This window comes from Pseudopedobacter saltans DSM 12145 (assembly GCF_000190735.1).
Lineage (GTDB): Bacteria > Bacteroidota > Bacteroidia > Sphingobacteriales > Sphingobacteriaceae > Pseudopedobacter > Pseudopedobacter saltans.
In genome coordinates, this window is sequence record NC_015177.1 from 2,857,091 (window position 1) to 2,870,110 (window position 13,020).

Consider the following 13,020-nt stretch of genomic DNA (forward strand, 5'->3'; position numbering starts at 1 on the left):
AATTAGTCTCGGGCCCAACCCCCTTTCCGAAAGAGAGGGTAGCGCATAGTGGAATAATATCTTCATTCAAGAAACATTAAAAATTTGGCATTCAACATTGGCTTGTTCGTTTTCGGTTGCTGGTTTCCAGCACAACTTTCTATTATCTACTATCTATTCACATCCTTAATCTTTATTCGATATCTTTTCTAATTTCTCATACCACATCCGCCTTAACTAGAATGCTTCTAAATAATCTTTGTTTACACTATTATAGAAATTAGCCCCCCATTTTTTCGTAAATTCGCGAAATAATAGAATACTCATAAATTAATAATACTCAATAGCATGGCATTTGATATAGACATGATTAAGAGGGTTTACGCTAACTTCCCTAGCCGTATTGAGGCAGCAAGGAAATTGGTAAACAAACCTCTTACACTTTCAGAAAAAATATTATATGCTCACTTGTGGCATGGTGAGGCAACAGAAACTTATACCCGTGGTACATCATATGTAGATTTTGCTCCGGATCGCGTTGCGATGCAGGATGCCACGGCACAGATGGCCTTATTGCAATTCATGCAGGCAGGAAGAGCTAAAGTTGCTGTTCCTTCTACTGTTCACTGTGATCACTTGATTCAGGCTAAAGTAGGCGCTGAAGTTGACTTACAAAGAGCCACAACAGAGAGTAAAGAAGTTTTTGATTTTTTAGGCTCTGTATCTAACAAATACGGTATTGGTTTCTGGAAACCAGGTGCTGGTATTATCCACCAGGTAGTATTGGAAAATTATGCATTCCCAGGTGGAATGATGATTGGTACCGACTCTCATACAGTTAATGCCGGAGGTTTAGGTATGTTGGCGATTGGTGTTGGCGGTGCGGATGCTTGTGATGTTATGGCCGGTTTACCATGGGAGCTTAAATTCCCTAAATTAATAGGCGTCAAATTAACAGGCAAATTAAACGGTTGGACAGCCCCTAAAGATGTCATCCTGAAAGTTGCTGGTATTTTAACTGTAAAAGGTGGTACAGGATGTATCGTAGAATACTTTGGCGAAGGTGCTTCGGCAATGTCTTGTACAGGTAAAGGTACTATCTGTAACATGGGTGCTGAAATCGGTGCAACTACATCTACTTTCGGTTATGATGAGTCAATGGAGCGTTACTTAAGAGCAACCAACAGAAATGACGTTGCTGATGCTGCCAATGCAATTAAAGAACATTTAACTGCTGACCCGGAGGTTTATGCAAATCCAGAACAATATTTTGATCAGGTTATCGAAATCGACTTATCTGCTTTAGAACCGCATTTAAATGGCCCTTTTACTCCAGATTTAGCAACTCCTATTTCTCAAATGAAACAGGAAGCTGAGAAAAACGGCTGGCCTTTAACTGTTGAATGGGGATTGATTGGATCTTGTACAAATTCATCTTACGAAGATTTATCCAGAGCAGCTTCTATTGCAAAACAAGCGGTTGATAAAGGTTTAACAACAAAGGCAGAGTTTGGTATCAATCCAGGATCGGAGCAAGTTCGTTATACTGCAAACAGAGATGGTTTATTAAAAACTTTCGAAGATTTAAACGCCACTATCTTTACTAATGCTTGTGGTCCTTGTATTGGTATGTGGGATCGTGTTGGCGCCGAAAAACAAGAAAAAAATACTATCGTTCATTCTTTCAACAGAAATTTTGCAAAAAGAGCAGACGGTAATCCAAATACATTTGCTTTCGTAGCATCACCAGAAATGGTTGCTGCTATTGCAATTTCCGGACGTTTAGATTTCAATCCTTTAACCGATACTTTAACCAACGCTAAAGGCGAACAAGTAAAATTAGACGCTCCTGTTGGTGATGAATTACCAACTAAAGGTTTTGATGTTGAAGACGCAGGATATCAAGCACCAGCTGAAGACGGAAGCGGGGTAGAAGTAATTGTTGCCCCTACTTCAAGTCGTTTACAATTGCTAGATCCATTCCCAGCTTGGGAAGGTACGGACCTGAAAGGTTTGAAATTGTTGATCAAAGCAAAAGGAAAATGTACTACAGACCATATTTCTATGGCTGGGCCATGGTTAAAATTCCGTGGTCACCTGGATAACATCTCTAACAATATGTTAATTGGTGCTGTTAACTATTTCAATGAAAAAACGGATAGTGTTAAAAACCAATTAACAGGTGAATATGGTCCGGTTCCTGCAACTCAAAGAGCTTATAAAGCTGCTGGCATAGGGTCTATAGTAGTTGGTGATGAAAACTACGGTGAAGGTTCTTCGAGAGAACATGCCGCTATGGAACCACGTCATTTAGGTGTAAGAGCTGTTTTAGTTAAATCTTTCGCTCGTATCCACGAAACAAACCTTAAAAAACAAGGTATGTTAGGTTTAACTTTTGCAAACAAAGAAGATTACAATAAAATACAGGAGGACGATACAATCGATATCATCGGGTTAACAAGCTTCGCTCCAAATACTCCTCTTACTTTAGTGTTAAATCACAAAGACGGTTCTAAAGAAGAGATTTTAGTTAACCACAGCTATAACGACCAACAAATTGAATGGTTTAAAGCTGGAGGCGCACTAAATATTATTCGTAAAAACGCAAACAAAGCTTAATTAAGCTTTGATCCAACATTATAAACCCGGACATTCGTTCGGGTTTTTTAGTTCTTTGAAATAATTTCCAATTTAATATGAATATCCGAAAACGCGCATTAGTGTTTTTGATGGCCTTTATTGGCTGCAAAACAACTTTTGCAATTACTTTAGCTGATTCTACTAAAAACAAAACAACGAGTATCTTTAACCCAAAAAACAGTAAAGATTACAGTAATAAGGGAAGATTTTATGTACATTGGGGATATAACTTCTCCTTCTACTCCAAAAGCAACATTCATTTTAAAGGCCCTGGCTATAACTTCACTTTACACAAAGTGCATGCTGCGGACAGACCCAGTAAATTGAATTGGGATTATATTAATCCCGTTGAAATTACTATCCCGCAATTTAATTTCCACTTTGGATATTACATTAAAGACAACTACTCTATTTCTTTAGGATGGGACCATATGAAATATGTAGTAAACACCCCACAAAAGGTGACGATCACAGGATATATCCATCCTGAAATTTCTAATCCAGCTATTCAAACAGGAGCATATGCCGGAACTTACGACCACGAAGAATTCGAGATTAAAGAAGATTTCGTGACTTTTGAACATACAGATGGTTATAACTTTGCCACAGTATCTTTAGAAAGATATGATGATATTTGGGTTGCCCACAACAAAAAGCAATATCTAACTATGGAAACCGGTTTTGATACTGGCTTACTAATACCAAGAACTGATGCAACTTTATTTGGTGTTGGAAAAAACCATTATTGGAATGTAGCAGGTTGGGGAGCTTCTGCAAAAGTTGGTGCTAAATTCTTTTTTAGCAAGCATTTCTTTCTACAAGGTAGCTTTAAATCTGGTTTTACAAACTTAAGCCGAATACGCACAACAGGCAGAAAAGCTTTTGATAATGCCAGACAAAACATCAATTTCTTTGAACATTATTACGTCTTAGGATTCGTAATATAAACCATTAAGACGTGTGAATAAAATTTCACACGTCTTTCTATTACTCCACCTGCTATTATTAAGTCTGACTATCCTTCTTTTACCGTCAATCCTATCTTTTCCAATAAAATTGCTGCATTAAATGTTTTACAAGGTCCTTCTTTTATTTTGTAATCAAGGATCATTTCATCTATTACAAGTCAGTTTTATTATTCACCTTAGCAACGATAGCAATGCCGGTATTTATTCAGGTTGTTAGTTATTCATCTAGTGAAACGAGAAAAATAGGAAAATTCCCATATTGATCATTTTCTGTTGATGTGAAAGTCTTCCCATCTACCGTTATACTTATACATTTATCTGACGAACCAACTTTTTCCCAATCCGAAACAATAGTATGTTCTTCTTCATCGCCAAACACGTGAGCACAGACAAGTCTATGCGCCAAATGTTTAGGACGATAATCTGGCGAAGGCAAGGTACTGGTTCTTATTATAAGATAATTATAAGGTTCCACCTTTTGAACACGTAACAAATCTTCTTTAGGTTTATGTGTTTGCTCAACTTCCAAACGGTAAATATCTTTTTGCACTTTATATTCATCACTACTTCCCGGTTTATTATCCTCGATATATTTAATTCCTTGAACCTTATCATTACCGAATTGATCTGTAAATCTTATTTGTAATGTATAATAATAAGGTGGATACGAGTCTTTCTTGCCACAACTTAATACAATAAAAAACATCAATAAGTGTATATAGAAAATATTATTCTTTTGACTCTCATGACAATTATTCACCCAGTAAGACATGAAAAACAGGATATCCAAATTGATCCCTGTCCATAGCAGTAAAAGTTTTACCATCTAGGGTTATAGTTATACACTCACGTAATACAGAGCCAACTTCTCCCCAATCCGAAACGACAGTATGTTCCTCTTCATCGCCAAATATATGGGCACAAACAAATTTATACGTCAACTGTCTGGAACGATCAGTAGGTGGAACGAACGTAAACGTTCGGGCTGTCAATACCAGGCAATCATAGGGTTCTGTTCTTTGGAGGGTTAACGGAAGTAGATTCATATCTTCTTTGGAACTCTGTGTTTGGACTATACCTAATTGATAACTGCCCTGATTCACTTTAAATATGTTAACCTCTGATTTATCTCTTTCTCCATATTTAATTCCCTGAAGTTTGTCATTGCCGTCTTTATCTGTAAATCTTATTTTTAACGTGTAAAAATAGGGTGCTTTAGAATCTATCTTGCCACAGCTTAATACAGTAAAAGAGATGAGTAATCCGTATATAAAAAATATTGTTCTTTTCTTTTTCATAACAATTATTTAATTTGGGTAAACGTATAAATTCTCTCTGCCATATTGGTAATTACCTAACTGACTATTGACATCATTAAATCCAAACCAGCCGTTTCCATTATTGGAACCCCATCCCCAGTTGAGATAGAAATACAAATAAGAATATCCGAAAGAACTAATTGGCGATTGATAATTAGGCCCACCTAAACTGGAATAGGTACCATTTGCAAGCTGATATTCTACAAAATAGTCTACCGTTAAGTCTTCTTTTTTTGCGCCTTCACATACCCAAGCATGTCCCTTCCATGAAAATAGTCCTATAAAATTTTCTTTATCACCAGTCATATATACGGGGCGTTGCCGAATCAGCAATTCGTCTTTTACATCCTGATAATCATGATTCTTTTTTATAACGCTATAACCCATTGATAAAAAGCCATTTTTTGCTGCATTATTAGTTGCTCCGGAACCATTCGGTCCATAATCCATATCTACCTTTATACCAATATCTCTAATTAACATTTGTGTATCATAAGTACCTGTATTATTAGGTATATTACTCCAATTATATGTTATTGGAACACCATAAAATTTCATTATTTGTCCCATAGCAATAGCCACACAACCTGCAGGATATTGATTTGGAACTAAATTATTATAGGGCTGCCACTGATCCCATTCAGTACCAATTAAGGGGCCAACTTGCTGGACGGGTCTCCCTTTATAACCGACTATAGTACATTCTAAAGGAGAGCCATAAAAATTAGCCTGACTTACGAGATTATTATATTCACTTTGTGACAAACGGCTTTGGGCAGAACTGAGAGGTCCAAATGAATATCCCGGACAAAGTGTATATAGCTCCGACATACGTTGATAAAACCTCATATACTGATCATATGTATAACTTAAAGTAATAGCTCCCGTGTTTTTTTTATTATATTTTTTCTCATCTTCATATTTGATCCATAGATTACGTATTTTAGATACTATCTCTTCTGGCAGATTTTTGCTTTCTTTCATTGCGAGTTTGGCTTCTTCTTTCCAAATAGTAAGCCCATCATTTATTTTGTCAAAATTTTCAAGATTTAAAAAGCTATTATCTGAATAAGCCAATACAGGATAATAATTTTTCGTAGCGCTTACAATAATAAAACCACCCCTATCGTAGTTTATCAAATACATTGCTGGTGTACTTCCATCGTCATAAAATAAGGTTTCTACAGATTTAATTCGCTTTTCTTCATTAGAAGCTATTTCATTTAATGTTCCTTTTTCTATCTTATTAAAGAATAATCTTGCTACTTGCGATGCTTCATTTTTTGTTACAAAATCCTCATCAACACTCGTACTTATATCACTTTTATTCTCAACAAGTGGTTTTTCAATGATATTTTCTTTATTACATGATGATATCAATAGAGAAACGATCAAAAAAAAAAAACAGAGGTAATTCTTTTTCATACTGAAAAGATTTTAGGTTTATCGATTATAGAAGTAAAAATACAACAGAAAAAATATTCAAACTAGCACTTTTCGTTCAAAAAATGGTAAAAATCGATATTTTGTCTATTAAGTAACATACTCAAATATATCTGCTATTTATTTAGCTTTTCATGTAGATAAGCGAGCTTAACTATCCTTCCCTCACTGCCAATCCTATTTTTTCCAATAAAATCGCTGCATTAAATGTCTTACAAGGTCCTTCTTTTATTTTATAATCAAATACCATTTCACCATTACGTACAGAAATATCAAAATGATAATTCCTTACCGTTTGTGGATTATCTTTTTCCAAATCTGCTATCTGTAAATCATGCGTAGCAATAAAACCGGGAGTTTCTTGCTTAAGCATTCTTTCTATAAATGCCTTAGAGCCTAAATATTTATCTTTACTATTTGTGCCTCTTAACATCTCATCAATCAAAATAAAAGCATTCTTATCTTTCGATGTCTCATCTAAAATCATTTTCAGTCTATCTATTTCGGCTTTAAAAGTGGATGTACTTTCCGCCAAGGAGTCTTTTATTCTCATAAAAGTATAGAGATGAAAAATAGAGGAATTAAAAGTCTTGGCGCATACTTTCGCGCCCATAAAACATAAAACCATATTTACGCCTACCGTTCGCAGAAAAGTCGATTTACCCGCCATGTTGGAACCGGTTATTACATCAGAAGTTGGATAAGCATTTAGCGTAAAATCATTATCAACTCGGCTTTCTTTCCTTATCAAAGGGTGACCTATTTCCGTTGTCGAAAGCCCAAACTCATCATTCACATGCGGATATATCCAATCAGAATGATTATTGTCTAAAACCGCCAAACTGATATAGGTTTCCAATTCGGCTACCAGATAAAAACCCTTTAGTACATTTTTATTATAATGTTTATTCCAATGAGCTAATTTCATTACCTGCTTTAAATCCCACTGAAATAACAGATTAAGAAAAACGGCTATAATGATATTAAATCTGTAATTGAGATTTGTAATTACTTTATTCAGAATGGTAATTTGCGTATAAACAGGAACTTCGTTTCGAAGTTCTTCCAGTCTGTCTTTAAGCAGGGACGACTTCCATATCGACTTTTCTATCCACTCTAAATTAATCGCATAATTTTTTAAAACATCCGAAGCTTTTCCTATTCTTTCATGTATGATATCAATTCTACTTTTATAAATAAAATAAAAGCCCATATTTCCCATTAAGAATAGTCCGAAGAAATTCCACCACAAGCCCTTAAGAAAAATAGCTACTACAATTAACAACAATGATATGAAAGGCACTGCCCTTAGATAAATCTGTAACTTTTTCGAATTGATAAATTCCAGATAATGGTCTAAATCATACCCGAAAAAATCGGAAACCTTATCTAATTCCTGATTATCCAATGGAAATAATCTGGCTCGGTAATCTAAACATTCATTTGGCAGAGAGGCCAATTCCTGTATTGCTTCCTGACGATTGATAATCTCGGTCTTTGTTGCAGCATGCTTCAGAAAGGAAGCCAAAATAGATTGAGATTTCTTACTTGCCCCTCTATTAATATATTCAAAGACAGAATTTTCACCAAAAATATCTAAATCGTCGGTATATGGGTGCTTTGAACTTTCAAATTCCTTCCCATTATTATAAATATTTTCACCTTTTGAAGAGAGAAGATCTATTTCATTTCTAACTAACTGGTATCTTACCCTTTTAAAATTCAGCAGCTCCTGCAATGCAACCTGTTTCTTAATCAGCAAAAGAAAACCTACAATAGTTACCAGCAAAATGAAGACTACGGAGTATAATCCATAATCAAAAAACAGGTAAATACCCGCAATTGCTAGTATAAAAATGGCCAATCTGGCCAACGAATAGGTATCTACTTTCTTCTTCAAAAGCTGTATTTCTTTTTGCAATTTACCTGCTAACAAGTCGTAATTTATAGCTGCGCTGTTTCCTTTCATGTTGTATTATGACTGTGTACCACGAAAGATATTACTAATATTTCCAATTTTCTTTTTTTAATTTGTAAAAGCTGGAGAAGAAACCATTTAGAAGATGAAGATTACTTTACTGACCGTTGGCAAAACAGAGGACAAATATTTAGTGGAAGGTATTGAGAAATATGTCAAAAGACTCAAACATTATGTAAAGTTCGAAATTAAAGATCTACCTGAATTAAAAAACACGAAGAATCTGAGTGAAGACCAGCAAAAGGCTAAAGAAGCCGAACTGCTGTTAAAAAACTTTTCTAATACAGATTTTATTGTTTTACTGGATGAAAAAGGGGTTTCTTATACATCGGTTCAGTTCGCTGATTTTTTAAATAAGAAGATGATATCGGCTACACAGCATATGATATTTGTAATTGGTGGACCATATGGGTTTGACCAAAGCGTTTACCAACGCGCAAACGACAAGATTTCACTTTCTAAAATGACTTTCTCTCATCAGATGGTGAGATTATTTTTCACTGAACAAATTTACAGAGCATTCACAATCTTAAGAGGTGAGCCTTATCATCATGAATAAGAAATGAGGTCTATATCTATTTACCTTAAATCATATTTTTTAATTTTTACCTGATATGAACATTTATTAGCTATGAAAGTTGTTCTTTTGCGATTATTTCTAAATAACGTGAAAGAAACTCTTATTAAAATTGTTAAGCGATTTTTTATCGGCCTTGCAATTATTTTAGCTTTACTAGCTGTATTGCCCTTAATCTTTTCAAAAACTATCAATAATAAAATTTCGGCATGGGCCAATGAAAATCTGGATGCTGAAGTAAAATTTAGCAATATCGGGCTATCTTTCTTTAGTCACTTCCCCTATTTAACAGTTAATGTGTATGATATAGATTTAAAAGGATCCGCTCCTTTTAAAAACGAAACATTATTGAAAGCCAAAGAGGTTTCGTTAGGAATAAACCTAGCATCTGTTTTTGAAGAAACCCTCGCCATTAATAAATTTTATATAGAGGATGGTTTTATCAATGTGCAAACAGACAGTTTAGGTATCGCAAATTATAATATCTTAAAATCTGATTCTACAAAAAAGGAAACTCCCCAGAAAGAAGATTCCGAAACCTCTTTACGAATAGAGCTAATAAAAATTAAAAATACGCATCTGATATACAACGACAGGTCTTTACCTGTTTTAATTGATGCCAGGGGATTTAATTATACGGGAAAAGGCAAATTATCAGACGCTGTTTTTGCTTTGACTACACACGCTCAAATAGATTCACTAACTTTTAGCTATGATGGACAGGAATATTTAACCAACAAAAATATCGATGCAAAATTATTAACCCACGTTAATACCAATTCGTTAAGTTTTGTATTCGAAAAAAATGAACTAAAAATAAACAAGCTCCCTATTACGTTTACAGGAAAATTTGCTTTCATAAATAACGGTTACGATCTGGATTTTAATATCGTAAGCCTACAAAGTAAATTGGAACACCTTTTATCTATTTTACCGCCAAATTATTTAGAGTGGACAGATAAAACGAAAATAAGTGGCCTTAGCGACATCAACTTTTCTTTAAAAGGCCAATATCTCGCCGAGGAAAACAAAATGCCCGATGCCCATTTGGCATTAAAGATAAAAGACGGAAAACTAGCTTATCAGGATTTTCCTACTCCACTACAGAATCTAACGTTGGATCTAAATGTCGATCTTCCCAACGCAGATCCGAAGAAGGTAATCCTGAATCTTGAAAAACTGAATTTCAATTTAGGCAAAGACTATTTCCATAGTTCTTTAAAAGTAAACGGCCTTGAACCTTCCACCATTGTTGCTAAAATAAAATCTGAATTAGATTTAGAGAAATTCGATCAGGCAGTTGGTTTAGAAGCTTACGACTTTAAAGGTAAATTCTCCTTAGATTTTAATGCTGATGGCAGATATGCCAAAGGCATTGTAAAATCAGGTATCAGGCGAATTGATACAGTAATTATAAGTATTCCTGTTTTCAACCTGAAATCTGAGTTAAAGGATGGTTATTTTAAGTTTGCAAAATTACCTCAGGCAATAGACCATATTGGTTTCAAACTAAACAGTTCTACCAAAGACAGCCTTTTACAAAATGTAAATATCAATTTAAGCGATTTAAATCTGAATGTTCTAAGCAATTACATTAAGGGGTTTGTTAAGGTAGAAAATTTCAAAAACTTTCCGGTAGACGGCGAATTAAAGGGAAAATTTGATTTAGCAGATATTCCCAAATTCTATCCTATAGATAGTGTAATTATTAGAGGAATATTTAATCTTGATGCCGTAGCGAAAGGAAATTACTTACCTGCCAAAAGAATAGTTCCTGTTACAAGTACCGAATTGTCCCTCACAAACGGATACTTCAAATCACTCGCTTATCCAATCCCTATCGAAAATGTTTCCATTATTACTCATGTAACCAGTGGCAAAGGTTCTTTCAAAGACTTGAAAGTAGATGTTCTACCAATTACTTTCAGCATAGCAAATAAACCTTTCGAATTGAAAGCCAATCTCCATAATTTCGATAATTTGAATTATAAAGTCATTTCTAAAGGAGATATAGATTTAGGGGCAATCTATAAAATTTTTGCTATCAATGGTTATGACGTAAATGGTTTTATCAGGGCAAATTTAAACCTGCAGGGTTTGCAAAGTGACGCTATCGCCGGAAATTTCAGCAAGCTTAAAAATTTTGGTTCTCTAGAAGTCGATAATATCAAAATCAATACGGATTTATTTCCCAAAGATTTTTATATACATACCGGACGATTTACCTTCTTTAGGGAAAAGATGCTTTTCAAAACATTTAACGGCAGTTACGGAGATACTAGATTCACCGTTAACGGACATCTGAGCAATTTGATTAATTATATCATGAAGCCGAATAGTCCTTTAACCGGAAAATTTGATTTAAATAGCCAATACATTAATGCCAATGAATTTATGGCTTATGCCGATAATAATACCGATAACAACAATGCAAGTTCAAATGCTTCTGGTGTAATTCTGGTTCCGAAAGAATTGGATATTGATTTTAATGCGAAAGTTTCGCAAATAAAATATGACGATCTGATATTGAAAAACTTCAAAGGAAACGTAATTACCAAAAATGGCAATATAGAAATGAAAGATACCGGTTTCGATTTAATTGGGACAAAGGTAAATATGAACGCAAGTTACTCGCCTAAATCTCCACGAAAAGCAGATTTCACATACAGTATCAAAGCAGATAGCTTTGACATACAAAAAGCGTATCGGGAAATAGCACTATTCAGAGAAATGGCTTCATCCGCAAAAAATGCTTATGGTATTGTTTCTTTAGATTATATTCTGTCCGGCTCACTGGATGAAAACATGTCTCCCGTAATGAAAACGTTAAAGGGCGCGGGTACCCTGAGTTTGGATAAAATCCAGTTTAAAGGATTTAAATTGATGAATAACATCGCAGCGAAAACATCAAGCAGCGAATTGAAGGATGCTTCTGTCAGCAAAGTTCAGATTAAATCAAGGATAGAGAACAATATCATGACGATTGAACGTACCAAAATGAGAATTGCAGGTTTCAGACCAAGATTCGAAGGACAGGTTGGTTTAGATGGAAGATTGAATGTTGGCTTTAGATTGGGCTTACCTCCATTGGGAATTATAGGTATCCCGATAAAAGTTACCGGAACACAGGAAAACCCGATTATTAAACTAGGCAGGCAATCGAAAGAAGACAATTTAGAAACTGAAGAATAAACAGCAAAGGGAGACTTTTGAAAACCTCCCTTTTTCTATCTTAAGTACCCAACAACTTTAAACTTCTCAAATACTTTGTTTGTGTGTGGAGCATCTTTCAATTCTTCCGTCAGGTCCTGTCCTGCCCAATGCTCGTAATGCTTGCCGTTTCGCCACAATCTGCTTTCGGTTAGGTCGTAGATTATGCCTTCAAAAGCAACCCAGATCTGGGGTTTATCATTTCCATTCCTTAAAGCAAGCTGAAATCTGTTATAAATAGGATAATCTTCCATAATTCAATCAATCGCTAAATTGATAAAAAAATGAAGATTGACCTAATTAAGCTGCAGTTTCTCTGATTGTATAGTCGTAAGCTTTAAGATCTTTTTTAAGGATTTTTCTTGCAACGTGGATTCTTGTTTTCACTGTTCCTATTGGAATTTGCAAATGCTCGGCGATTTCATGGTATTTAAACCCTTCGAAGTGCATGATAAATGGTATGTAATAATCGTCCTGCAACTTTCCTAATGCCTTCCTTACATCTTCCATAACAAATTTAGGCTCACCTTTATTTACCGTAGACGAGAATGACAACTGTGCGGAAGATATTTCGTCTGTCATTGTTACAAAAGAGTTGATCTTTACAAAACGACGATAATTGTTAATAAAGGTATTTTTCATGATAGTATATAACCATCCTTTTAAATTAGTACCCTCTTTAAACTTGTTGTAGTAAGTTATTGCTTTTAACATGGTATCTTGTACCAGGTCATTTGCATCGTCAGAATCATGTGTAAAATGGAGGGCATGCATCCTTAAAGAAGACGCTTGATGCATTACAAGTGTGTTAAACTCAATTCTTGTCATTTTGTTTATGTTTTAGTAGATAAATAGATTCTTGCCTAAATTCTTTAGAAATAATCAATCCAAAATGATAGTTTAATC

The 13,020-nt window shown here is 34.7% G+C and carries 10 protein-coding genes; 4 read left to right on the forward strand and 6 right to left on the reverse strand.

All coding sequences use genetic code 11. The features are described 5' to 3' along the window. Positions 1–327 precede the first annotated feature (327 nt). Positions 328–2,598 carry an aconitate hydratase gene (locus tag PEDSA_RS12295; protein WP_013633476.1) on the forward strand — a complete coding sequence of 757 codons (2,271 nt, stop codon included), beginning with the start codon at positions 328–330 and terminating at the stop codon, positions 2,596–2,598. Between the two features lie 77 nt (positions 2,599–2,675). Then, the gene (locus tag PEDSA_RS12300; RefSeq protein WP_013633477.1) at positions 2,676–3,566 is read left to right on the forward strand and encodes a hypothetical protein; all 891 of its coding nucleotides are present in this window, start codon (positions 2,676–2,678) and stop codon (positions 3,564–3,566) included. A 238-nt stretch (positions 3,567–3,804) separates the two neighbouring features. On the opposite strand, the gene PEDSA_RS12305 is transcribed toward PEDSA_RS12300, so the two are convergent. The 4 genes from PEDSA_RS12305 to PEDSA_RS12320 all read right to left on the reverse strand — a co-directional run bounded on the left by PEDSA_RS12305 (position 3,805) and on the right by PEDSA_RS12320 (position 8,318). Beyond that, positions 3,805–4,413 carry a hypothetical protein gene (locus PEDSA_RS12305; protein WP_169311988.1) on the reverse strand — a complete coding sequence of 203 codons (609 nt, stop codon included), beginning with the start codon at positions 4,411–4,413 and terminating at the stop codon, positions 3,805–3,807. After that, positions 4,340–4,885 carry a hypothetical protein gene (locus PEDSA_RS12310; RefSeq protein ID WP_013633479.1) on the reverse strand — a complete coding sequence of 182 codons (546 nt, stop codon included), beginning with the start codon at positions 4,883–4,885 and terminating at the stop codon, positions 4,340–4,342. The genes PEDSA_RS12305 and PEDSA_RS12310 overlap by 74 nt, the downstream gene beginning before the upstream one ends. A gap of 9 nt (positions 4,886–4,894) precedes the next feature. After that, a complete protein-coding gene (locus PEDSA_RS12315; protein ID WP_013633480.1) occupies positions 4,895–6,331 on the reverse strand; it encodes a C10 family peptidase in 1,437 nt (478 codons plus the stop codon). Positions 6,332–6,503: 172 nt separating this feature from the next. Next, the gene (locus tag PEDSA_RS12320) at positions 6,504–8,318 is read right to left on the reverse strand and encodes a MutS-related protein (protein ID WP_013633481.1); all 1,815 of its coding nucleotides are present in this window, start codon (positions 8,316–8,318) and stop codon (positions 6,504–6,506) included. A gap of 94 nt (positions 8,319–8,412) precedes the next feature. Between PEDSA_RS12320 and rlmH the strand changes: the two genes are divergently transcribed. Both rlmH and PEDSA_RS12330 read left to right on the forward strand, forming a co-directional pair. Beyond that, positions 8,413–8,886: a 23S rRNA (pseudouridine(1915)-N(3))-methyltransferase RlmH gene (gene rlmH / locus PEDSA_RS12325; RefSeq protein WP_013633482.1), complete on the forward strand. Its 474-nt coding sequence runs from the start codon at positions 8,413–8,415 to the stop codon at positions 8,884–8,886. A 72-nt stretch (positions 8,887–8,958) separates the two neighbouring features. Beyond that, on the forward strand, positions 8,959–12,096 hold the full coding sequence (locus PEDSA_RS12330) for an AsmA-like C-terminal region-containing protein (RefSeq protein ID WP_013633483.1): 3,138 nt from the start codon (positions 8,959–8,961) through the stop codon (positions 12,094–12,096). A gap of 35 nt (positions 12,097–12,131) precedes the next feature. Here the strand turns inward: PEDSA_RS12330 and PEDSA_RS12335 are convergent, their stop codons facing one another. Then, entirely contained in the window at positions 12,132–12,368 is a 237-nt protein-coding gene (locus tag PEDSA_RS12335; protein WP_013633484.1) for a cytochrome b5 domain-containing protein, read from the reverse strand. Positions 12,369–12,414: 46 nt separating this feature from the next. Then, positions 12,415–12,942: an RNA polymerase sigma factor gene (locus PEDSA_RS12340; protein ID WP_013633485.1), complete on the reverse strand. Its 528-nt coding sequence runs from the start codon at positions 12,940–12,942 to the stop codon at positions 12,415–12,417. Positions 12,943–13,020 lie beyond the last annotated feature (78 nt).